Annotated in this window: 22 protein-coding genes; 11 read left to right on the top strand and 11 right to left on the bottom strand. The window is 36.7% G+C overall.

Going from position 1 to position 23,811, the window contains the following annotated elements; genetic code table 11:
• Positions 1-50: 50 nt before the first annotated feature.
• From JMA43_RS03775 to nadD, 3 genes are read left to right on the top strand one after another with little or no spacing between them, the layout of a single operon-like run.
• Positions 51-920: a YicC/YloC family endoribonuclease gene (locus JMA43_RS03775; RefSeq protein ID WP_342155032.1), complete on the top strand. Its 870-nt coding sequence runs from the start codon at positions 51-53 to the stop codon at positions 918-920.
• Between the two features lie 33 nt (positions 921-953).
• Positions 954-1,550: a guanylate kinase gene (gene gmk / locus JMA43_RS03780; RefSeq protein ID WP_342155033.1), complete on the top strand. Its 597-nt coding sequence runs from the start codon at positions 954-956 to the stop codon at positions 1,548-1,550.
• 4 nt (positions 1,551-1,554) lie between these two features.
• A complete protein-coding gene (gene nadD / locus JMA43_RS03785) occupies positions 1,555-2,142 on the top strand; it encodes a nicotinate (nicotinamide) nucleotide adenylyltransferase (protein ID WP_342155034.1) in 588 nt (195 codons plus the stop codon).
• Positions 2,143-2,316: 174 nt separating this feature from the next.
• Here the strand turns inward: nadD and lysM are convergent, their stop codons facing one another.
• A complete protein-coding gene (gene lysM, locus JMA43_RS03790) occupies positions 2,317-2,814 on the bottom strand; it encodes a peptidoglycan-binding protein LysM (RefSeq protein ID WP_342155035.1) in 498 nt (165 codons plus the stop codon).
• A gap of 593 nt (positions 2,815-3,407) precedes the next feature.
• Here lysM and JMA43_RS03795 point away from each other — a divergent pair.
• Entirely contained in the window at positions 3,408-4,409 is a 1,002-nt protein-coding gene (locus tag JMA43_RS03795; RefSeq protein WP_342155036.1) for an NAD(P)H-dependent glycerol-3-phosphate dehydrogenase, read from the top strand.
• A gap of 570 nt (positions 4,410-4,979) precedes the next feature.
• On the opposite strand, the gene JMA43_RS03800 is transcribed toward JMA43_RS03795, so the two are convergent.
• Together JMA43_RS03800 and JMA43_RS03805 are read right to left on the bottom strand one after the other, a co-directional pair.
• Positions 4,980-6,632, bottom strand: a complete 1,653-nt coding sequence (locus JMA43_RS03800; RefSeq protein ID WP_342155102.1) for a glycerol-3-phosphate dehydrogenase/oxidase — start codon at positions 6,630-6,632, stop codon at positions 4,980-4,982.
• A 15-nt stretch (positions 6,633-6,647) separates the two neighbouring features.
• Complete coding sequence (locus JMA43_RS03805; protein WP_342155037.1) at positions 6,648-7,703, bottom strand: isoaspartyl peptidase/L-asparaginase family protein; 1,056 nt, start codon at positions 7,701-7,703, stop codon at positions 6,648-6,650.
• A gap of 219 nt (positions 7,704-7,922) precedes the next feature.
• Between JMA43_RS03805 and JMA43_RS03810 the strand changes: the two genes are divergently transcribed.
• From JMA43_RS03810 to amaB, 3 genes are all read left to right on the top strand, one after another.
• Positions 7,923-8,408: a CAP domain-containing protein gene (locus JMA43_RS03810; protein WP_342155038.1), complete on the top strand. Its 486-nt coding sequence runs from the start codon at positions 7,923-7,925 to the stop codon at positions 8,406-8,408.
• Positions 8,409-8,477: 69 nt separating this feature from the next.
• Positions 8,478-9,020, top strand: a complete 543-nt coding sequence (locus JMA43_RS03815; protein ID WP_342155039.1) for a 3-hydroxyanthranilate 3,4-dioxygenase — start codon at positions 8,478-8,480, stop codon at positions 9,018-9,020.
• A gap of 71 nt (positions 9,021-9,091) precedes the next feature.
• Positions 9,092-10,645, top strand: a complete 1,554-nt coding sequence (amaB, locus tag JMA43_RS03820) for an L-piperidine-6-carboxylate dehydrogenase (RefSeq protein ID WP_342155040.1) — start codon at positions 9,092-9,094, stop codon at positions 10,643-10,645.
• 57 nt (positions 10,646-10,702) lie between these two features.
• Here the strand turns inward: amaB and JMA43_RS03825 are convergent, their stop codons facing one another.
• Positions 10,703-11,692: an acyl-ACP desaturase gene (locus tag JMA43_RS03825; RefSeq protein ID WP_342155041.1), complete on the bottom strand. Its 990-nt coding sequence runs from the start codon at positions 11,690-11,692 to the stop codon at positions 10,703-10,705.
• 285 nt (positions 11,693-11,977) lie between these two features.
• Here JMA43_RS03825 and JMA43_RS03830 point away from each other — a divergent pair, with 285 nt between their 5' ends.
• A complete protein-coding gene (locus JMA43_RS03830; protein ID WP_342155042.1) occupies positions 11,978-12,871 on the top strand; it encodes an OmpA family protein in 894 nt (297 codons plus the stop codon).
• Positions 12,872-12,891: 20 nt separating this feature from the next.
• The gene (locus JMA43_RS03835; protein ID WP_342155043.1) at positions 12,892-13,428 is read left to right on the top strand and encodes a hypothetical protein; all 537 of its coding nucleotides are present in this window, start codon (positions 12,892-12,894) and stop codon (positions 13,426-13,428) included.
• Positions 13,429-13,512: 84 nt separating this feature from the next.
• Here the strand turns inward: JMA43_RS03835 and JMA43_RS03840 are convergent, their stop codons facing one another.
• The 7 genes from JMA43_RS03840 to JMA43_RS03870 all read right to left on the bottom strand — a co-directional run bounded on the left by JMA43_RS03840 (position 13,513) and on the right by JMA43_RS03870 (position 21,278).
• Complete coding sequence (locus JMA43_RS03840; RefSeq protein ID WP_342155044.1) at positions 13,513-14,349, bottom strand: 3-keto-disaccharide hydrolase; 837 nt, start codon at positions 14,347-14,349, stop codon at positions 13,513-13,515.
• Positions 14,350-14,352: 3 nt separating this feature from the next.
• On the bottom strand, positions 14,353-15,111 hold the full coding sequence (locus JMA43_RS03845) for a 3-keto-disaccharide hydrolase (RefSeq protein WP_342155045.1): 759 nt from the start codon (positions 15,109-15,111) through the stop codon (positions 14,353-14,355).
• A gap of 11 nt (positions 15,112-15,122) precedes the next feature.
• Positions 15,123-16,175, bottom strand: a complete 1,053-nt coding sequence (locus JMA43_RS03850; RefSeq protein WP_342155046.1) for a sugar phosphate isomerase/epimerase family protein — start codon at positions 16,173-16,175, stop codon at positions 15,123-15,125.
• Positions 16,176-16,253: 78 nt separating this feature from the next.
• Positions 16,254-17,399, bottom strand: a complete 1,146-nt coding sequence (locus JMA43_RS03855) for a Gfo/Idh/MocA family protein (protein ID WP_342155047.1) — start codon at positions 17,397-17,399, stop codon at positions 16,254-16,256.
• 144 nt (positions 17,400-17,543) lie between these two features.
• Positions 17,544-18,677: a Gfo/Idh/MocA family protein gene (locus tag JMA43_RS03860; RefSeq protein ID WP_342155048.1), complete on the bottom strand. Its 1,134-nt coding sequence runs from the start codon at positions 18,675-18,677 to the stop codon at positions 17,544-17,546.
• A gap of 180 nt (positions 18,678-18,857) precedes the next feature.
• Positions 18,858-20,090 carry a nucleoside permease gene (locus JMA43_RS03865; protein ID WP_342155049.1) on the bottom strand — a complete coding sequence of 411 codons (1,233 nt, stop codon included), beginning with the start codon at positions 20,088-20,090 and terminating at the stop codon, positions 18,858-18,860.
• A 162-nt stretch (positions 20,091-20,252) separates the two neighbouring features.
• A complete protein-coding gene (locus tag JMA43_RS03870) occupies positions 20,253-21,278 on the bottom strand; it encodes a sugar phosphate isomerase/epimerase family protein (protein ID WP_342155050.1) in 1,026 nt (341 codons plus the stop codon).
• Positions 21,279-21,421: 143 nt separating this feature from the next.
• Here JMA43_RS03870 and JMA43_RS03875 point away from each other — a divergent pair, with 143 nt between their 5' ends.
• On the top strand, positions 21,422-23,137 hold the full coding sequence (locus tag JMA43_RS03875; protein ID WP_342155051.1) for a GMC family oxidoreductase: 1,716 nt from the start codon (positions 21,422-21,424) through the stop codon (positions 23,135-23,137).
• 10 nt (positions 23,138-23,147) lie between these two features.
• Positions 23,148-23,795 carry a gluconate 2-dehydrogenase subunit 3 family protein gene (locus JMA43_RS03880; RefSeq protein WP_342155052.1) on the top strand — a complete coding sequence of 216 codons (648 nt, stop codon included), beginning with the start codon at positions 23,148-23,150 and terminating at the stop codon, positions 23,793-23,795.
• Positions 23,796-23,811 lie beyond the last annotated feature (16 nt).

Genomic DNA, 23,811 nt, shown 5'->3' on the forward strand with positions numbered 1-23,811 from the left:
TTTTAAAACTTCTAGGATTTCGTACTTTTGCATATCGATAAAAGAAAAGCATGATAAAGTCAATGACTGGTTTTGGGAAGAATGTAATTCAGCTTCCTTCAAAAAAAATCACAGTAGAGTTAAAATCATTAAACAGTAAAAATCTCGATTTAAACGCAAGAATTCCTTCTTCGTATAGAGAAAAAGAAATCGAATTAAGAAATATCATCGCCAATAGTTTAGAGCGTGGAAAGATAGATTTTAGTTTGTATGTTGAAATCACAGGAGAAGTTTCTAACACGCAGGTAAACGCCTCAATTGTTAAAGGATATATCGAGCAATTACGCGCTGTAGACACTTTAAGTTTTGGTGGACAAGAAGTTGAGCTTTTAAAAATGGCAGTGCGTATGCCAGATGCTTTAAAGGCAGAACGTGAAGAAATTGACGAGTCGGAATACACCCAAATAAAAGAAGCATTGACCGAAGCTTTAAAAGAAATAAACACTTTTAGAGCGCAAGAAGGTGCTGTGCTTGAAAAGGATTTTGTGTCGCGTATTGAAAACTTATTGAGTTTACTCAAACAAGTTGAAGCAATTGACCCTGAGCGAGTGGAAGCTGTGCGCGAGCGATTGAATAAAGCCGTAGCTGATATTAAAGAAAATGTAGATGAAAACCGCTTTGAGCAAGAGTTAATTTACTACTTAGAGAAGTTTGATATTACTGAAGAAAAAGTGCGTTTGGCAAACCATTTGGATTACTTTTTGCAAACACTTTCTTCGGATGATTCTAACGGAAAAAAATTAGGATTTATTAGTCAGGAAATCGGACGCGAAATTAATACTATTGGTTCTAAAGCCAATTATGCACCGATGCAACAAATTGTAGTTCAGATGAAAGATGAGCTCGAAAAAATTAAAGAACAAATGCTAAACGTATTGTAGATAGCTACAATATTTTCAAGAAAACAGCTTATCATGCAAAATGAAAAAAACGAAACAGGAGGGAAGCTAATTATTTTTTCTGCACCTTCTGGAAGCGGTAAAACTACTATTGTAAGGCACTTACTTAATTTTCCAGAGTTAAATTTGGAGTTCTCTATTTCGGCAACTTCTAGAGTTGCACGTGGGGAAGAAGTACACGGCGAGAATTATTATTTTCTTTCTTTAGAAGATTTTAAAAAGCATATCAAAAACGACGACTTTCTAGAATGGGAAGAAGTGTATCGCGATAATTTCTACGGAACTTTAAAAACAGAAGTCGAACGTATTTGGGCAGAAGGTAAAAATGTAATTTTTGATATTGATGTGGCTGGCGGACTTCGTATAAAAAAGAAATTTCCAGAACAAACGTTGGCCGTTTTTGTAAAACCACCAAGTGTTGATGAGCTTAAAATTCGACTTAAAAAACGAAAAACCGAAAGCGAAGACAAAATTAATATGCGTATTGCAAAAGCTTCAGTAGAACTTGCTACGGCGCCACAGTTTGATGCCATTATTAAAAACTACGATTTAGATACGGCAAAGCAAGAGGCTTACGACTTGGTAGCCAATTTTATCGGTTTAAAAAAATAGAACAATGCGCAAAAAAATCGGATTGTATTTTGGTACGTTCAACCCCATTCATGTTGGGCACTTAGCAATTGCAAACCACTTGGTTGAGTTTAGCGATTTAGACGAAGTGTGGTTGGTAGTTACGCCTCATAATCCGTTAAAGAAAAAAAGTACGTTACTCGACAATCATCATCGGTTAGAAATGGTATATCGTGCCACCGAAGGGTATGAAAAACTAAAACCTAGCGATATCGAATTCGGACTTCCGCAACCTAATTATACGGTGAATACGTTGGTGTATTTAAAAGAAAAGTATCCAGATAATTACTTTGCTTTAATTATGGGAGAAGACAATTTAAAGAACTTCCATAAATGGAAAAACCACGATGTTATTTTAGCTGAAAATGATATTTATGTATATCCTCGAATTACATCTGAAGCAACAAGTGAGAGTCCGTTCGAAGCCTATCCAAATGTGAAAAAAGTAGACGCTCCTATTATGGAGATATCTTCTACTTTTATCCGAAATTCCATTGCAAATAAAAAAAGTATCAAGCCCTTACTCGATGATAAGGTTTGGGAGTACATCGACTTGATGAATTTTTATAAGTAGGGTGAGGATTTAAAGATTCAAAGGCACAAAGTTGTAAAGGTTCAAAAGTTATTTATTGTTCTTTTGAGTCCGTCTGACAGTAAGCAAGAATTAAACTTCTCGTTAATAAATATCAGCAAAAAAACAAAAGCCCAGACAAAGCATCTGGGCTTAATATTATGTATCTAGTAAAGATTATTCTTCTATATGAGGAATACGAAGTACTTGTCCTGGATAAATTTTATCTGGATCGGTAAGCATTGGCTTATTTGCTTCAAAAATTTCAGGATACTTCATTGCATTTCCGTAGAACTTTTTAGCAATTTTACTTAATGAATCTCCGCTAACAACGGTGTGGAATCTCGCTTCTGGCTCGGTGATTTCAACCTCCATAAGATCGTCTACAACTGCAATACCAGCGCTGTTTCCTACAACTAAAACTACTTTTTCTTTAGTGCTTTGGTTCAATGCTTTTCCTCTAATGGTAGCAGTATCTCCAGCAATGGCAATATCTAAATTTTCAACTTTTAAGTCTAAATCGTTAATTGTTTCTTTAAGTCCAGCAGCGGCTTCTAAGTTAGCAGCTTTTACAGCAGCAACTTTATCTGCAGCAGCCTCTGCAGCTTCTTCCGCAGAAGTTTTTCCTCCAAAAATCTTTGCTCCTGCATCTTTAATAAATGAAAATAATCCCATAGTTTTTTTGATTTTTTTAATTTGAAAGTTAATAGCTACTAATTTATGAAAATTATCACGTATCAGCAAAGAAAACGAATTAATAAAATATGATTATTTACTCATTTAGTCGAAAGTTGATTTTGCGGCTCATTTTTCTTTTGAATTGCTTAATTGTTGCTTTTAGACTGAATTCTTTCCGAAGAAATAAATTTAAAATATTGATTTGTAGTTTTTTAAAAATGATAAAGTCACTTTTAGAATTTCCAAAAGTGACTTTACGTAAATAATCAACCAAAAAAACCAACTGAACTATATAGGTTTGGGAATCAGTTTTTTAATGAATAATGCAACCTTAAAGCTCCAAATGTTCTATAAAAACAATTATTTAGAAATTAACCTAAAAATATTTTGCTTTTAATCTATACGTTCAGCTGCTTCTTACTAGTAAAACGACTTTTTTTAAATGAATATTGTGTAAATTTTCACAATCTATTGTTAAAGATAGTTGTACTTTTGTATTCGGTAAATAATTTTTAATTTATTGATAATCAGTAGATAATATCTTATTTTAAAATTTAATTACTTTTGGCGTTTAAATGAAGAAAATTAGAATGGATAATACTACAAAAGTTGCTGTTTTAGGAGGTGGAAGTTGGGCAACGGCATTGGTGAAAATGTTATGCGAAAACTTACAAGAAGTAGGTTGGTATATGCGTAATGAAAATGCTATAAAACATATTGAAAAAGAGCAGCACAATCCAAACTACTTGAGTTCTGTAGAGTTTCATACAGAAAAATTAAAATTGAGTAGCGATATCAATGAAATTGTAAACTATGCTGATTATTTAATCTTCGCTATTCCGTCGGCATTTTTACATGAAGAATTATCAAAACTTTCCGTATCGCTTGATGATAAGGTAGTTTTTTCAGCAATAAAAGGAATTGTTCCAGAGTCAGGATTGATTGTAGGAGAATATTTTAACGAACTTTACAATGTGCCTTTTGAGCGTATTGGCGTTATTACGGGACCGTGTCACGCAGAAGAAGTTGCGCTCGAGCGACTTTCATACATTACCGTAGCTTCTTCGGATGAAGCAACAGCCGAACTTTTGGCTAGTAAACTTGCGGGTCCTTATATAAAGACTAAAATTAGTGACGATATTATAGGAACTGAATATGCTGCGGTACTTAAAAACATTTATGCCATTGCAGCGGGAATTGCTCATGGATTGGGTTATGGCGATAATTTTCAGTCGGTTTTAATGAGTAACGCCATTCGAGAAATGAAACGTTTTATAAAGCGAATTCACAAGATGAAGCGTAATATTAATGACTCAGCTTATTTAGGCGATTTATTAGTTACAGGATATTCTATTTTTAGTAGAAATAGAATGTTTGGTAATATGATAGGAAAGGGTTACACGGTAAAAAGTGCCATGATGGAAATGAATATGGTTGCTGAAGGATACTACGCTACTAAAAGCGCTCATCTTATTACTGAAAAGCAAAAACGAAAATCTAAAACCCCGATAATCGATGCCGTACATGCTGTGCTCTACGAAGGAAAAGACCCTAAAAAAACATTTTTAAAACTTACTGAGAAATTAGACTAAGGTTGCTTGATTTTATCTTTGAAATCTTCTTGAGTCATTTCGAACGTAGTGAGAAGTCTCATGTCGCTTTTCACGCTTCAACGAATCCACACTTCAACACTTCAACAGTATGTGATACCTCGACTCCGCCTGTCTGCCGACAAAGGCAGGCTCGACATGACCACATTCTCAAGTCATGCTGTCATCTCGACGGAACGGAGAGATCTAAAGACTCACAGTCGATTCAACAGTTACACAATTCAACAAATGAACAGTTAATGAAATTGAGATTCCTCTTCGGATATGCCTCATTCGAAATGACAATTCGTTGCTGTATAGAATTTTTAGAAAAATTATTGGTCATTTCGAACGGAGTGAGAAATCTCATAACGCCTTTCACACTTCAACAGTATGTGATGTCTCGACTCCGCCTGTCTGCCGACATAGGCAGGCTCGACATGACCACATTCTCAAGTCATGTTGTCATCTCTCGACGGAATGGAGAGATCTAAAAACTCACAGTCGATTCAACAATTACACAATTCAACAACTTAACAATTTTATTACATATTTATCATTCTTATGTCGAACTCACGTTATTTTACTGTGCTTTTCAATGAGTTCCAACATTTTTTTATTGTAAAAAGTTATTTCAGAATCGTTTACTTTGAATAGTTTTTGATATTCATTCAAAATTAAAGAAAGGTGTGTTTTAACACTTTCAATATCAAAATATAAGCGTCCTGTACGGCGTACAAAAAAGTCGATGGGTGTTTGTATAAGTTCGTGTTGTGCGGTAAAATGAAATTCGGCTTTTATCATCTTTTCTTGTGGATTTCCTTCTGAAAAGTTTCTGTATAATTTTAAAATTTCCTCCGTTTGTTTTCCGTAGGTATGTGTTAAATATGCAACATCAAAAGTTGAAAACCCTTCTGTTTTAAGGTGATCGTGAAGTAGCTTTTTATAGTGTTTTACTTCTTCGTAATTTTTCCAAAGTCCGCCTGTGAGCGCTATTTTATCCGTAGTACATTTTGAAGTTTTTATACTGAAGTTTTCCTCCATTCTTTTAGAAACAATATCAACCGTTCGTTCTGCCATTTTACGGTAGCCTGTTAGTTTTCCGCCAGCAATGCTGATGAGTCCGCTTGCGGAAATAAAAATTTCGTCTTTTCGAGATAATTCGGAAGGCGACTTTCCTTCTTCGTGAATAAGAGGGCGCAGTCCAGCCCATGAAGATTCTATATCGTCTAACGTTAAATTAATTTCTGGAAACATATTGTTTACCGCTTCGATAAGGTAAAGAGCGTCGGGAAGTGTGGTGTAAACTTCATTTTTATCAAGCGTGTAATTGGTGTCGGTAGTTCCAGCATAGGTGATTTTTCCTCTCGGAATAGCAAAAATCATTCTTCCGTCGGGCACATCAAAATAAACCGATTGTTTAATAGGAAGTTTGTGATGCGGAAAAACTAGATGCACCCCTTTGGTAAGATGTAAATTACCGCCTTTTACAGATTTGTTAAGTAAACGAAGTTCATCAACCCACGGACCCGTTGCATTGACAACATATTTAGCACTGATAGTGTAGTTGTTTTGCGTTACAAGATCGGAAACTTCAAGTCCGTTTATTTGATCGTTTTGATATGCAAAGTTTTTAACTTCGGTATAATTTATCGCTTTTGCGCCGAATTGTAAGGCTGTTTTTATGTTTTCGAGGGTAAGCCTAGCATCATCGGTTCTGTATTCAGCATAAAACCCAGCGCCTTTTAAAATATCTTCGGGAAGTAAGGGTTCTAAGGCAAGAGCTTCATTTTTGTCGACCATTTTTCTTTGGTCTTCATCATTCACTTGCGCCAACAAATCGTAAATTTTTAAACCAATGGAGGTGAGCCATTTTCCATACACACCGTTTTCAATTAAAGGTAAAAGCATCTTCTCAGGAATCACCAAATGCGGAGCCAGTTTGTGAACAATGGCACGTTCGGTTCCCACTTCTTTTACCAACCAAAAGTCAAATTGCTTTAGATAGCGTAAGCCGCCATGAATGAGTTTTGTGGATTTGCTACTTGTGCCCGACGCAAAATCTTCTTTTTCAACAAGCAGAGTTTTTAGCCCTCTACTGGCAGCATCCAATAAAATTCCTGCACCTGTAATTCCGCCGCCAATAACAATGAGGTCGAAATGTGTGTTCTTTATATTTTTAACCGTTTCATCACGATGGAGGTTGGAAAAAAGGTGTGGTTTCATCATTTTTAATTTGAATTATTCTCCGTAAATAGCAATTTCTAATTTACCATTTGCGTCCATTGAAGCGCGATACATTCCTGCGGTGTTAAATTCCATTGCCATATTCCCTTCACTGTCAATTGCTATAATTCCGCCATCACCACCTATTTCTGGTACTTTTTCCTGGATAACAGTTTTAGAGGCCTCAGCCAACGATTTTCCGCCGTATTCCATCATAGCAGAGATGTCGTAAGCAACTACACCTCTAATAAAAAACTCTCCCCACCCAGTAGAAGATACTGCGCAAGTGTTGTTATTGGCATAGGTTCCAGCACCAATTATTGGGGCATCACCAACGCGCCCCCAACGTTTATTTGTCATACCGCCAGTGGAAGTTCCTGCTGCTAAGTTTCCATTTTTATCGAGTGCAACACAGCCAACAGTTCCGAATTTTTCATCTTTTATAAGGGGGTCGTAAAAGACAGTTTTATCGTCGTGGTCGAGCTCAACCTTTTCTCTTTTTTGAGCTCTTTTGAGCGCTTTCATTCTATTTTCAGTATAAAAATAAGAAGGGTCTACAAGTTCAATACCTTGTTCTTTGGCAAATTGTTCGGCACCTTCTCTCGCAAACATTACGTGTTCGGAATTTTCCATTACCGCACGCGCTAAGTTAATTGGATTTTTAACGGTGGTTACTCCAGCAACCGCACCTGCATTTTGAGTTCGACCGTCCATAATAGAAGCATCCAATTCGTTTTTACCATCGTTTGTAAAAACAGCACCTTTTCCTGCGTTAAACAGAGGTGAGTTTTCCATAACATTTATGGTTTTTTCAATGGCATCAAGACTGCTTCCGCCACTTTCCAAAATGGCATAACCCGTTTCTATGGCTTCTTTTAGTTTTGCTTTGTATGCATTTTCAAGGGAGTCGCTCATGTTTTTTTTCAGAATAGTTCCTGCCCCTCCATGAATTACAATTCCAAATTTTTCTTTTGAATTTTTAGAAGGCTTTTCTTCTTCCGAAGTAGTATTTTTTGATTGACAAGAGAAGAAAAAAACTACAAAAATTAACAATAAGTTTAGGTTTTTCATAAAAATTAGTTACTTTAGCGTTGTAATTATTTACTAAAATAATTGTTTCCCATCTCTTTCCCAACTTTATAATTTTACTTTTTACTGAAAACAGTTGTGGTGTCCCGCATCAAAAATATATTGTTTCATTTCAGGAGAAAACTATCGATGTATTTAACATAAAATACAATAAAACTATAGCTTTTCTGAACCTACCTTGAGTGTTTTTGGGTTTTGTAGATGAAAAGTTATTTTTACATTATAATTTCATTTTTGGTAGTTTCATTTTCTTCGTGTAGTAGCGATAGTATTTCAGAAGAAATACAAGAACAAGAATTGGTAGTTTCGAGCAACAAAGTTTTGGAACAAGCTGTTTTTGATGAAGTGAATAATTTTAGAATCGAAAAAGGATTATCGCCACTTACCATAAGCGATGAAGCGTATCCGTATGCAATGCAACAAACCCAATTTATGATTCGAACAGGGAGTCTTAGTCACAATGCATTTCAAGATCGAGCATCACAATTATCGGCGGTAAGTAAAGCTACCAAAGTTGCCGAAAATGTGGCAAAAGGCTACACAACTGCACAAACTGTTGTAGATGCTTGGATTGCTAGCGAAGGGCATTATGTAAACATGATTGGCGATTTTTCTCATACCGCAATCTGTATCGGGAGTGACCAAGACGGAGTTTTGTATTACACTCAAATTTTCTTTCAGAAATAAAAGATACACGCAAAAGACAACGTTTTTAAACGGAAGTTGCTTAAATTTATGCTTCAATAAAATGAAGTCATGGCAGTACAAAAACCTTTCAATTTAAATAAATGGCTCGACGAAAATAGAGCACTTTTAAAACCACCTGTTGGAAATAAAAATTTATACAAAGAATCGGGCGATTATATCGTTATGGTTGTAGCGGGACCAAATGCTCGAAAAGATTATCATTACAACGAAACCGAAGAACTTTTTTACCAGCTTGAAGGCGAAATCGAAGTGCATATTCAAGACAACGGCGAAAAGCAAATTATGAAACTCAGCCCTGGTGATATGTATTTAAATCCTGCAAAAGTTCCTCATAGTCCTGTGCGTTCAGAAGGTTCTATCGGGCTTGTTATCGAGCGCAAACGTAACCATTTAAACATGGAAGACGGTTTACTTTGGTTTTGCGATAACTGCAACACAAAATTATACGAGGTGCGTTTTCCGCTAAACGACATCGAAAAAGACTTTTTAAAACACTTCAAACATTTCTACGGAAGTAAAGAATTACGTACATGCAATAACTGCGGTACCGTAATGCCTGTTGATAAAAGATTTGTTGCTGAAGAGGAGTAATAACGGCTTAGTTCTAAAAGTTTTGTACATTTAGAAAAAATAAAACAAAACACGAATAGATAGTTATATTTATGACACTTCAAGCGAAAAATATTACCATAACTGAAGCTTTAAAAGAATTAGAAATAAACCCTTCAAACCTAGGAAGTTCTACAGGAACTAATTGGTTTGCAAGTGGTGAAGAATTAATTTCTTACTCTCCCGTAAACGGAGAAGTTATAGCAAAAGTTACGCAAACTACTGCAGAAGATTACGAAAAAGTGGTGCAAACTGCCAAGGATGCTTTTGTAACGTGGCGGAAAGTAACAGCGCCCCAACGTGGCGAAGTGGTAAGGCAATTTGGAGAAGCATTACGAAAACATAAAGTTGCCCTCGGAACCTTGGTTTCTTACGAAATGGGAAAATCTTACCAAGAAGGACTAGGAGAGGTGCAAGAAATGATAGATATCTGCGATTTTGCAGTAGGATTGTCACGCCAATTACACGGACTTACCATGCATTCTGAACGACCTGGACATCGCATGTACGAACAATACCATCCGATGGGGATTGTAGGAATCATTTCTGCGTTTAATTTTCCTGTGGCAGTTTGGGCATGGAATACCGCTTTAGCTTGGGTTTGTGGCGATGTTTGCGTTTGGAAACCTTCAGAAAAAACACCACTTACAGCAGTTGCATGTCAGCATATCATTTCGAAAGTATTAAAAGCAAACGATATGCCAGAAGGTATTTCTTGTTTGCTTACAGGCGATTATAAAATTGGAGAATTACTTACGAACGATAAACGTGTGCCGTTAATTTCAGCAACAGGTTCTATCAGAATGGGGAAAATTGTAGCGCAAACCGTTGCAAAGCGACTCGGAAAATCGTTGTTGGAACTCGGAGGGAATAACGCCATTATTGTAACTCCAGATGCCGATATTAAAATGACAGTTATTGGAGCTGTTTTTGGAGCTGTTGGAACTTGCGGACAGCGTTGTACTTCTACACGCCGACTTATTATCCATGAGAGTATGTACGACAAAGTGAAAAACGCTTTGGTGGATGCCTACAAACAACTTCGAATTGGAAATCCTTTAGATGAAAACAATCATGTGGGGCCACTTATAGATACCGATGCAGTAAATGCGTATTTAAATGCTTTAGATGAAGTGAAAAAAGAAGGCGGTACTGTTTTAGTTGAAGGAGGAGTGCTTGAAGGTGAAGGTTACGAAAGCGGATGCTATGTAAAACCAGCAATTGTAGAAGCCGAAAATCATTTTGATATTGTTCAGCACGAAACTTTTGCGCCTATTTTATATTTGATGAAATATAGCGGAGGTGTAGAAAATGCTATCGAACTTCAAAATGGCGTGGTACAAGGACTTTCATCTGCAATTATGACAAATAATTTACGTGAAGCCGAATTGTTTTTATCGCATCAAGGTTCAGACTGTGGGATTGCCAATGTAAATATTGGTACAAGTGGTGCTGAAATTGGAGGTGCTTTTGGAGGTGAAAAAGAAACTGGAGGCGGACGCGAAAGTGGTTCGGATGCTTGGAAAGTTTATATGCGCCGTCAAACCAACACTATTAATTATACTACCGAGTTGCCTTTGGCACAAGGGATAAAGTTTGATTTGTAGAAAATTAGAAAAATATAGAGATAAAAAAAGCGGAGTTTTAAACTCCGCTTTTTTGTTTTATAAAACTCCGTTTGCTTCTACCCATTTAAAAATATGTGGGTCTTGCGGAGTAGCCATTCTTTCGGAAATACGTTTTAATCTGTCTGGTAATTTTACAAGATAATCTCTCGCTTTTTCACCTTTGTCGTTAAGGTCTCTAACCTTATCAATTTCCCAGAATTCGTTTAATTTTTCTAAAATCTGGATATAATCAAAAGTAGTATAAACGCCTAAACGTTGTGCTGCATTCGAGAAGTTTTCGAAAGCACTACCAATGTGGTCGCCAGATTCGCGAACAAATTGTGCAGGCATAACAATTTTACGCTTCATCATATCAGAAAAAGCAATCATCATTTCGCTTGGGTCGTATTCAAAAATTGTTTTTACAAACTCACGGTATGCCAAGTGGTGTCTCATTTCATCTCCTGCGATAATGTTACACATTTTCGCCAACATTTTATTCCCTTTCTTTTTAGCAAGTTGCCCAACTCTTTTGTGTGATATGTTGGTAGCAAGCTCTTGGAAAGAAGTGTACACAAAGTTTTTGTATGGGTCTCTTCCTGTACCAATATCAAAACCATCAGCAATCATGTGCTGTGTGGTAACTTCAATTTCTTTCATGTTTACACGGCCAGAAAGGTATAAGTATTTGCTTAATACATCTCCGTGTCGGTTTTCTTCAGCAGTCCAGTGGCGCACCCATTTAGACCATCCGTTACGAGCGTGTTGGTCTACACCTTCAACATCCATCAACCACGATTCGTAGGTTGGTAAAGCTTCTTCAGTAATAGTATCTCCAACGAGTACTACCCAAAAGTCGTATCCCAATTCTTGAGCTTCTCCTCGAATGGTTCTTACATCTTCAAAAAAGGTTTCACTTTGCGAATCTGGTAAAAAGTCGGTTGGTTGCCAAATTTGGTCTGCAGGGATAAGGTATTGTTCTAGAAAAGCGTCAATTCTCTTTTCTATCGTCTGCATTACTTCGAGTCTAATATTGTGTAGTGACATTCGGTTCTGGTTTTATGGTGGTAAATATCGTATTTCTATACATGATAAACGAATAGTTTGTAATTTTTCTATTAGTTTTCTTGATAAAGGATCTTTAAAATTACGACAAACTCAGTGTTTTGGGGAGTAGTTTTATACACCTAAAGATACAAAATATTCCTGTTTGAAAGATAAATTTTACAATTTGATAACTAATTGACTTAAAGTTTTTTACATATTTAGGTTGTTAATTTAGAAAATTAACTAAATTTGAGTATAAAAAATTAACAACCAATTCAATAGCTTATGAAATCTCTGTACTTAGTTGGTATTATTCTGACCATACTGATAGGTTCTTTTTTTAATTGGATTTTATGTTGCGAAGCCACCGAAACGGTTTCTGCTCCTTCAACAGTTGCACCAAAAGAAATCGCTCCTGTTGTAAATCCGTTAGTAATAAAAGATAATACGGGTAACTTTAACTACCGTACCAATGATAATTACAACTTCAATAAATCAAATTATATCATCTTAAGACCACTTGGAGAAGGTGTTGGCGCTGGTATTTTAAAACTGAAAGATTATATCAATACCGAAGACGGTAAGTTTATAGATGTTACTGGGTATTATTCAGTTTCAGAAAAAAATACCTCTGCATTTCCAAACTTAGGACTAGCAAGAGCACATGCAGTTAAAAACCATTTGATAGCTCAAGGAATTTCTTCTAAAAAAATAAATACCTACGGCGAGTTGAGTCCGAATTTAAAAATTCAAGACAGTATTTATATCGGTCCCGTTGATTTTACCGTTACAGCCGATTCTAATTTTGCTGATGCTGAAACTGTAATTGAGGATATTAAGAAAAACCCAATTGTATTGTATTTTGATACAGGAAAAAGTACTATTTCTTTAACAGATGAGCAACGCGCTAAGTATTCTACAATAGTGCAGGCGATGGACAAAATAGATGATATTGCTGTGCAAATTATAGGACATACAGACAATACAGGAAACCCTGAAAATAATATGGTTTTAGGGAAAGACCGTGCCGAATATATCAAAGAATATTTGGTAAGAAACGGAATTTCTTCTGAAGATATTGAGACCATTTCTATGGGACAAACAAAACCAATAGCCACCAACGACACTGAAGAAGGGAGAGCTAAAAACAGAAGAACTGTAATAACAATTAAGAATTAATCATCCAAAAATTAATAAATATGAACTGGTGTTTACTTATTCCAATAATAGTAGGCGTAATATGCGCAATTTTAGGGTATTTACTCGGAAGACTATTAGCAGGCAACAACAATGCTGAGGTTGAAGCTTGGCAAAAAAAGTATGATAAATTGAGTGCAGATTTAGCCGATTGTAAATCGAAATTGGCTGTAAAAGCTGATGCTTCTGTAGCTACAAACTTGGCAAGTACCGAGCATACTACATTGCATTTAATTCCGTTTGATGCTGTATTAGCAAAAACAACTTACGGAAAGAAAATAAAGCAAGACGATTTAAAAATTATCGAAGGGATTGGACCAAAAATTGAAATTTTGTTTCATAACCACGGAATTAAAACTTGGAAAGCACTTGCAGAAAGTAGCGTTGAAAAGTGTTTAGAAGTTTTACAATCGGGAGGGAAAGCCTACGAAATTCATAAACCAGACACTTGGCCACGACAAGCGCAACTCGCATACGAAGGGAAGTGGGTAGCACTTAAAGCTTGGCAAGACGAATTAAAAGGAGGAAAGGAAAGCTAGGAGAAGCTTCACCTTAAATTATACAATGTAAAAAAGGGAAGTAACGCAACTGCGACTTCCCTTTTTTAGTATTTTAAATTTTCTTTATTCCAACTCTCTCACCCAAATGTTTCGATAGCTTACACGACTATTATCGCCATGGTCTTGTAAACGAATTGGACCTTTTCCATGTGCTTCATTTTTAGGCCAGCCAATGTAAGGTGTTGTTCCTTTAATTTCGGTGTGGTCTTGTATAAGCACGCCGTTGTGTAAAACTGTTACTGTAGCCGATTTTATTTTTCCGCCTTCAGCATTAAACTCTGGAGCGTGGTAAATAATATCGTACGTATTCCATTGTCCAGTTGGGACAGAAGCCTTTGCCAAAGCTGTTCCCTGTTTGTAAATGGTTCCTACTTGTCCGTTGGTGTACGTATCGTTATCGTTGTTATCTAAAACTTGAATTTCATATAAATTCTGAAGAAAAACACCACTGTTTCCACGGTGTTGCCCATCTCCTTGAATTTCGGTAGGCGACATCCATTCGATATGCAACTGGATACTTCCGAAGTTTTGTTTCGTTTGAATATCTCCAGCTTTATCTTTTACCGTCATACTTCCGTCTTTGTTTACAATCCAATCGGCAGTAGTACTGTCTTTACTACTTATCCAATTATCTAGATTTGAACCGTCAAATAAAACGATTGCATCGCTTGGTGCACCATTTTTACTGAAGGGTTGAACAGTTGGTGGAACAGGCTCATAAAACTCTGTTTGTTCTGGTTTTGTTGGTTCCTCTCCGCTGAATTCAGGATAAGTAATCACAGTAGGATCACTACTTTTTTGCGTTATTTCTTCGGAAGAAGATTCTGCCTGTTTTGTAGTTGTTGTACATGAAAAAATACTGCTAGCGATAAGGGTGCCTACGATAAGTTTTTTAGTCATTTTTTAAAGTTCTTTAATTTTTATGTTTCTAAACCAAACTTTATTCCCGTGGTCTTGAAGTCCAATTTTTCCAGTTTTCGATGCTCCAAAACCTTCCCAACCATTAAATTTAGAATTGGCTATCATTTCTTCCCATTCTTTACCATGTACTGGGAACTCAACTATTTTGGTTCCGTTTAAAGTAACTGAACCTTGATTTGTTTTATGGTTTATCATAAGTACGCAAGTGTTCCATTCGCCTGCAGGTTTTACCACTTTTTTACTTGGCGCAACCATATCATAAAGAGCCCCTGCCTGATGTGTAGTTCCAGCCTTAGCATCTGGATGTCTTTCGTCATCTAATACTTGAATTTCTGGTCCAGTTTGGTATGCTTCTTTAAACTTTTCATTTTCTTGAACACCCCAAAAAATTCCACTGTTACCACCTTCGGCTATTTTCCATTCTAAAGAAAGTTCGAAGTCTGTAAAGTCTTCATTAGTAACAATATTTTCGCCTCCTTTTCCAGGGATAAAAGCCATTGCTCCATCCTCGATAGTCCAAGAGTCGCTTACTTCACCGCCATTGTACATATGCCAAGCATCGTAGTTGGTGCCATCAAATAATGTTGCCCAACCATTTTCGTCGGTAATTAATTCACGTGTAACTTTTATTTCTGGTGTTACATCTTCTTTTTCAGTTGTAGTAACCTTTGTTTCTGTGGTTTGTTGCTTGCATGATAACATCAATACAGATGCAATGCATAGGTAACTTAAAGTTTTCATAAAGTGCTATTTTATAGTCCGAGTATTCTTTTTAGTTTGTCATTATCAACATCGCCACCAGCAAAATCGTCAAATACTTTTTCGGTAGCTTCAATAATGTGTTTTTGGATAAACGGAGCTCCTTCTCTTGCGCCTTGCTCTGGACTTTTAATGCAACATTCCCATTCCATTACAGCCCAAACGTCGCATCCGTATTGTGTCAACTTAGAAAAAATCTTTTTAAAATCTATTTGTCCATCTCCTAAAGAGCGATACCTTCCTGCGCGATCTCCCCAATTGTTGTAACCTCCAAAAGCTCCTTTTTTTCCTGTCGGATTGAACTCAGAATCTTTAACGTGGAAGGCTTTGATGAACTCGTGGTAATGGTCAATGTATTCGATATAATCTAGTTGTTGAAGCACAAAATGCGATGGATCATACAAAATATTTACACGTTTATGGTTTTCTGTGGCTTCTAAAAAGCGTTCAAAAGTATCGCCATCGTGAATATCTTCTCCTGGGTGCACTTCGTAACAAACATCTACGCCTTGCTCGTCAAATTCATTTAAAATAGGCAACCAACGATTTGCCAATTCTTCAAAGCCCATTTCAACCAATCCTGCTGGTCTTTGTGGCCATGGATGAAAAGTGTGCCAAAGTAACGAGCCTGAAAAAGTAGCATGTGCTTTTAACCCTAAATGATTACTTGCTTTTGCAGCTTTTTTCATTTGATTGATAGCCCATTCTGTACGTGCTTTCGGGTTGTTTTTTACATTGTCTGGCGCAAAGTTGTCGAACATAATGTCGTATGCTGGATGCACAGCCACTAATTGTCCTTGCAAGTGTGTTGAAAGCTCGGTAATTTCTAATCCGTAGGAATTAATTTTACCTTTCAGTTCGTCGCAATATGTTTTACTTTCTGCAGCTTTATCTAAGTCGATTAAAAACTTTTCGGTGGTTGGAATTTGAATTCCTTTATAGCCTAAATCGGCTGCCCATTTACAAATTCCGTCAAGCGAATTAAATGGGGCTTTGTTATCTACAAACTGCGCTAAAAATACCGCAGGGCCTTTTATGGTTTTCATTTTTCAGGGAATATTTTGTGTTTAATTTCTTTAAATGTATTCAGAAATAAAATTGATTAAAAATAAATGTGCTTAAAATTATGCTTTTAAAGCAGTCCAAGCTGCATTTTCTTTATCGCTTTTTACCGCGGCATAAATAAACTCAACACCTGTTACACCTTCTTTTACTGAAGGATAATCTGGCGATTCGATAGGGTTGTTTGCCAACACACTCATTAAATGCGTAGCAAAAGCTTTGTAAATATTTCCGAAGGCTTCTAAATATCCTTCGGGATGCCCTTTTGGAATACGAGAAATAGCTCTAACACTGTCGTAAATATTTACGCCGTCTGGAGTAAAAGTCTGCTGAGGTTTGTCTATCCACTTTGTAATGAGCTTGGTTGATTCTTCTTGATTCCATTCAATGCTTCCTTTGCTTCCGTATACTTTTACAATGAGTGCATTTTCTTCGCCAGTTGCTACTTGCGAAATAGACATGGTTCCTTTTGCGCCATTTTTCATCCGTAGTAAAATATTACCGTCGTTATCGAGTACGCGGTCTTTTCCAATTCTACCTAAATCGGCTGCAACTTCTGTAATTTCAGAATTTGTAATGTACGAAACTAAGTTTTCGGCATGAGTTCCGATATCGGCTAACGAACCTCCAATTCCCGATTTTGAGGGGTCGGCTCTCCAAGGTTTTATTTTTGCTTGTTCGTTCACTTCGGCAGTCATCCAACCTTGCAGGTATTGCACTTGTACCTTATAAATGTCTCCAAGGTCGCCGTTAAGCACCATTGCTCTGGCTTGTTTTACCATTGCGTTCCCTGTGTAATTGTGCGTAAGTGCAAACAAAAGTCCGGTTTCGGAAACTAATTTTTCGAGCGTTTTAGCTTCTTCAATGGTAAGTGTCATCGGTTTATCGCATACTACGTGGAAACCGTTTTCTAGCGCCATTTTTGCGGGCTCAAAATGAAGGTGGTTTGGCGTAACAATGGTTACAAAATCCATGCGTTCTCCTTCGGGGAGTTGCTTTTCTTTTTCAATCATTTCTTGGAAACTCCCGTAACATCTGTCTTCTGGAAGAAAAAGAGCTTTTCCTGTTTCGATTGTCTTTTCGAGAGAACTGTTAAATGCTCCACATACCAATTCTATCATTCCGTCTAATCCGGATGCTTTTCGGTGTACATCGCCCATAAAGGAGCCGATGCCTCCGCCAACCATTCCCATTCTTAATTTTCTCATTGTTTTTTTATTGCTGAAGTGAATAATTTCGGTTTAAAAAAGAAAAGGATGTTTAAAAAATGATAATTGCCAAACTGATACAAATTCAAATTGACAGTAACTTTATTCATTAAACATCCTTGTTGTATGCATGAGGGTTACAAATTATATTGTTACCCAAACATTTCCTTGCTGATGCGAGGCTACTGCCTTTTCAATAAAATTCATTCCGCGCACACCGTCTTTCATCGTAGGGAACTCTCCAGGATGGTATTTTTCTTTACGGATGGCTTTGGCAACACCTTTGTAAATGTTTCCCATCGAATCGAAAATTCCTTCTGGGTGCCCAGCCGGAAGTTTTGTGCCGTCTAATGAAAACTCGCTGTTATAAGCGTGTCCAGGTTTTAAAACTTTAAGCGGTTCGTTTTCCGTTAAATGATATAAGAAGTTCGGGTTTTCTTGCTCCCATTTTAGACCTCCTTTATCACCGTAAATTTTCACGGTAAAGTTATTTTCTTCTCCTGTTGCAATTTGACTGGTTCTTAAAACTCCTTTTACATTTTCCGCAAAGCGAAGTAAAACAGTTCCGTCGATATCCATTTTATTGTCGGCATACAAATAGTTGAGGTCGGCAAGAATGGTTTTCACTTCCATGCCAGTTACATACTCAATCATGTCAAAACCGTGTGTTCCGATATCTCCAATACAACAAGAAATTCCCGATTTTTCTGGGTTTAAACGCCAAGTTGTAGCTCTTTTTTCTTTGTCGTGAATAATTGGGTTAATCCAACCTTGGTAATATTGTACATCTATTTTTTGGATATTTCCTACAACTCCGTTGGCAATCATTTCTTTCATTTGGCGTACCATTGGGTAGCCAGTATAAGTATAAGTTACAGCAAAAACAGTGTTCGCTTTATCCAATGTTTCTTGAAGAATTTGAGCCTCTTCAAAAGTCGTGGTCATTGGTTTTTCGCAGATAACGTTAAACCCCGATTCCAACAATTTTTTTGCCATTGGAAAGTGTAAAAAATTTGGTGTTAAAACCGATACTACTTGGATACGTTCTTCCGCTGGAAGTTTTAATTCTTCTTCGATAAAAGTATCGAGGTCTTTGTAAATTCTGTCTGTAGGAATACCTATTTGTTCAGCAAAACTCACACTATTATTGTAGTCTGGATTGAAAACTCCACCAACCAATTGGTAACTGTCGTACATAGAAGATGCGATACGGTGTAAAACACCAATTAACGAATCGCCTCCGCCTCCTAATATTCCTAATTTTATTTTTTTACTCATTTGTATATATCGTTATAATGTTAAAGAGATAGCCTTTAAAAGGTCAATTTTTATAAGCCAAAATGCTGAAATAAATTCAGCATTAAGTTTTTATTTTTCGAGATAGCTTTCTGCTAAACTCTTAAATTGTTTTTACTCGATTATAGAGATTTAATTGCTCCGAGGTTTGCCTCGAGCTATTTATTGATCTTTATATTCTATTTTTTCGTCTTTAAAAAGTATTGCAAATAGCACAGCAACGGCTAGTGCAAAACCAGCAGGGTAAATCCAGATATTTTGCCAATCGTGGGTTCTATCAGCAAGTAAGAATTTATCAGAGATAAGTCCTGCAATGTAAAAACCGATTAGCATTCCAACACCGTAGGTTGCCAACGTAATTAGACCCTGCGCCGAACTTTTATATTTATCACCAGCTTTAGAGTCGGTATAAATTTGTCCAGAAACAAAGAAAAAGTCATAGCAAAGTCCGTGTAGTGCAATCCCGATGATTAGCATAAAAACTAAATCTCCTGCATCTCCAAAAGCAAATAACAAATAGCGTATAGTCCATGCTAGCATACCTGCTAAAATGGTTTTTTTAAACCCGTATTTTTTAAAGAAGAATGGTAGAAGTAGCATAAATAATACTTCCGACATTTGTCCAAATGTCATTTTAAACGCTGAATCTTCAACTTTAATTTCAGTTAAGAAGAGATTTGTACTTTGATAGTAGAAAGCTAAAGGAATACATATTAAAACTGATGATATGAAGAACAATAAAAAGTTTTTGTCTTTTAATAGTTTTAAAGCATCGAGGCCTAAAATTTCAGAAAGACTTACTTTTTCTCCCTTAGAAACCTTTGGTGGTGTTTTAGGTAGTGTAAAACTAAATACTCCAAGTGTAGCAGAAACAATAGCGGTCATTAAGAACGTATTTTTTAGAAGACCGTCTTTCACTCCTTGTTCGCTGTCCCATCCAAACACTTTACTTATCAGTAATCCAGCAATAATCCATCCGATAGTACCAAAAACTCTTACAAAAGAGAATTGTTTTCCAGGGTCGGTCATCTGGTTAAACGATATAGAGTTTACCAAAGCTAAGGTTGGCATAAAAGCAATCATATACGCCAAAACATAAGGGTAAAAAGTGCTAAAATCGGTACTCTGATACATTAGATACATTAATACGGCACCGATAAGATGTAAAACTCCTAAAATTCTTTCGGCGTTAAAATAGCGGTCGGCGATAAGTCCGATAATAAAAGGAGCGATAATTGCACCCCAAGATTGTGTTGAGAATGCCATGGCTGTCTCACTTCCTGTTGCGTTTAAAGTCTTTGGTAAGAAGGTAGACAATGTTACAAACCAACCTCCCCAGATGAAGAATTCTAAAAACATCATGAAAGAAAGCTGAAATTGAATTTTTTTGTTCATGTTAGCTTGCGTTTAAATATTAGTATAGTTAGTAATTATTATGGTGCTGTTTAAAAGTTTAATGGTTGTTAAACTTGTTCTGCATCGGCTTCTAATTTAGTACACTATCAATTTTAGATTCCGAGTTTTTTCAGCAAAACATATTTAAAACAGCTTTGTTTATTATGCTTTGGTTTTATTTGTTGAGGTGTTAAGCTGCTTGGCAACTTTAAGTAGGAGCTCTTTAGTTGCTAAAATTCCTTTTTCTTCTGATAAGGTTTCTCCTTCGTATTCTACACCCACAAAGCCGTTGAAGCCTGCATCTTTTACAATTTTCATCATTTTGTAGAAATCGATGGAGGTTTCATTCCCGCTTTCGTCAAAGTTAAAAGATTTTGCACTAACTCCTTTTGCAAAAGGCATTAATTCTTCTACACCTTTATAAATATCGTATTCTTCAATACATGGTGTTCCCCATAGCTCGTTGCCTTCTCTTTTTAAACAGAAATTTCCAAAATCGGGTAGGGTTCCGCAGTTAGGTTTATTTACAATTTTCATTACTTCGGCCATTATAGCTGCGTTAGACGATAAGTAGCCGTGGTTTTCAACAATAACATTTACATTTTTAGAAGCGGCGTAATCAGAAAGTTCGGTTAAGGATGCAATTGCATTTTCTTTCCAAACAGCTTCGTCATTCGATCCAAATAAATTAATTCGCATTGATTCGCAACCTAAAACAGCAGTAGCATCAATCCAAACCTTGTGGTTTTCGATGGCTTTTTTTCGATGCTCGACATTTGGAGTTACCAATAAATTTTCATCCCCTTGTAAATCTACCATCATGATTTGGTTTTTCATATGGTATTGGTCGCTCACCTTTTTTAAATCTTCAGCTAAAGAAATAATCGCTTCGGAATTGTTTCCTCTTTTTTCAATTTCTTTGGTATATAACTGACTTACATATTCTAAACCTTCAAATCCCCATTCTTTTGCTTTTTTAGCAAAATCCATCGGATCTAATTTTTCTTCCCAAATTAATTTATGAACCGACCATTGCGCCAACGATAATTTAAAGAAAGGAGTAAAGGTGTCGATTTTTTCTTCGGAAGATGACTTAGGAGGGGTGTTTTCTTTACATGCGTATACCCCTAAAAATGAGAGGGCTACTCCTGCTTTACTGGTGTTTTTTATAAAATTCCGTCTCTTCATATTCGTAGGTTATTAGGTCTAAAATTATTAAATTAATAAAGTTAATGTTGTTAAAATGATTTATTGATAATTAAAATATTCGTCTAATGTAAAAAATTAATTTTTATATTTGAAGAACTACTATTGTAAACAAGCTAAAAATAATGAGTACATTTTATTACAATTCACCACAAGAAGAGTATGATGCTATTGTTGTTGGAACAGGTGTTTCTGGCGGCTGGGCAGCAAAAGAACTATGTGAAAACGGACTTAAAACTTTGGTTTTAGAACGTGGTCGCATGGTAAAACATGTTGAAGATTATCCAACAGCCAACCTAGACCCTTGGGATATGCCAAACGGAGGCGCAGCTTCCAGAGAAGTGAAAGAAAGAAAATTTAAACAAAATCGTACGGGTTACACTGTGAGTGCAGCTAGCGAACACTTTTTTGTTGATGATGTAAAACATCCCTATAACGAAGACCGCCGTTTTGATTGGATGCGTGGTTACCACGTTGGAGGTCGATCATTAATGTGGGGACGTCAGAGTTACCGCATGGGAGATATCGATTTTGAAGCAAACTTAAAAGATGGAATTGCTATCGATTGGCCTATTCGATACAACGAAATTAAACCGTGGTACGACAAAGTTGAGCAGTTTATTGGAGTGAGTGGTGTAAATTTAGGACTTGATATTTTACCAGACGGACAGTTTTTACCACCGATGGATTTAAACTGTGTTGAAGATCATTTTAAAGATTTAATAGAAGAAAAATTTGGAGACCGTACCGTTACCATTGGTCGTGTTGCTCATATAACTCAGGGAACCAAAGAAGGTCAAGGAAGAGGGCCATGTCAATACAGAAACCGTTGTATTAGAGGGTGTCCTTTTGGAGCCTATTTTAGTAGTAACTCATCTACTTTACCTACGGCAGAGGCTACAGGAAATATGACACTTCGTCCAAATTCTATTGTACACGAAGTTATGTACGATGCCGAAACTGGAAAAGCTACAGGTGTAAAAGTTATTGATGCTGAAACCAAAGAAACGTTTGAGTTTAAGGCTAAAGTTATCTTTTTATGTGCGTCTGCAGTGGCTTCAGCTTCTATTTTATTACAATCAAAATCAGAAAGATTCCCAGACGGAATGGGGAACGATAGTGGAGAACTAGGACATAACCTTATGGACCATCACTTTAGAGTTGGTGCGAGTGGTAAGTTTGATGGTTTTCACGATAAATACTACAAAGGAAGACGCCCTAACGGAGTGTATATTCCACGATTTAGAAATCTTGGTGGTGCTACCGATCAAAAAGATTTTATCAGAGGATATGGTTATCAAGGAGGTGCAAGTAGAGGTGATTGGTCGGAATCGATTAGAGAGCTTGCCTACGGAAAAGAATTGAAAGAAGCAATTATGAAACCTGGCGATTGGACTATGGGGATGACTGCTTTCGGAGAAACACTTCCAGACCACAAAAACCGCATGTACCTTGATTATAATAAGAAAGATGAATGGGGATTGCCAACGGTTACTTTTGATGCCGATTTTGGTGAAAACGAACTAGCAATGCGTAAAGATATGAAGCAGCAAGCTGCCGAAATGCTTGAAGCTGCTGGGTTTAAAGATATTTCTACGTATGATGATATTGGAGGAATGGGACTTGGAATCCACGAAATGGGAACTGCTCGTATGGGTAGAGATCCAAAAACTTCGGTATTAAATAAGTACAATCAATTACATGCAGTGCCAAATGTGTATGTAACCGATGGTGCGTTTATGACCTCGTCTGCATGTCATAATCCGTCGCTTGGTTATATGGCGTTTACTGCAAGAGCAGCAAATCACGCTGTCGAAGAACTTAAAAAAATGAACCTGTAAACTTACAACAATGAACAGAAGAAAAGCACTTAGAAATATTGGTTTAACTACTGGATTTGTCGTAGCCACACCTACACTTTTAAGCATGTTACAAAGTTGTACTGCTGATAAAGCTACTTGGGTTCCAGAGTTTTTTACACCAGAAGAAGGTATTGCACTAACAAATATTGTTGATGTTATCATTCCTGAAACCGATACGCCATCGGCGTCGCAAGTTAATGTTCCTCAATTTATCGACAGATACGTAAAAGAAGTAGAGTCGGATGAGGCGCAAGCGCGCTATCGCAAGCGTATGGCAGGATTGGTAAAACAGCTTAAAGCAAAATACAACGAAGACGTAAGCGATATTACACCTGCACAATATGAAGAAATTGTAGCTGAAAATTTAAAGGTGTCCGACGATAAAAAGAACGACCTTAACAAGCGTATTAGTATTGAAGGAAATGAAGTAGAAATTGGAACTACCGAAAACAAGGTGGAAGACAACGAAGCATTAGCCTTTGGAATGATTAACGACTTACGTTGGTCGGTAATTAACGCTTATAAAAACAGTCAGAAAATAGGAGAAGAAGTATTAGCTTACGATCCTATTCCTGGAGTTTATAACGGCTGTATGACGGTAGAAGAAGCTACTGGAGGTCGTACATGGTCCTTATAGGATAACAGACTTAGAT

The sequence above is a fragment of the Joostella sp. CR20 genome (assembly GCF_038433465.1).
Taxonomy (GTDB): domain Bacteria; phylum Bacteroidota; class Bacteroidia; order Flavobacteriales; family Flavobacteriaceae; genus Galbibacter.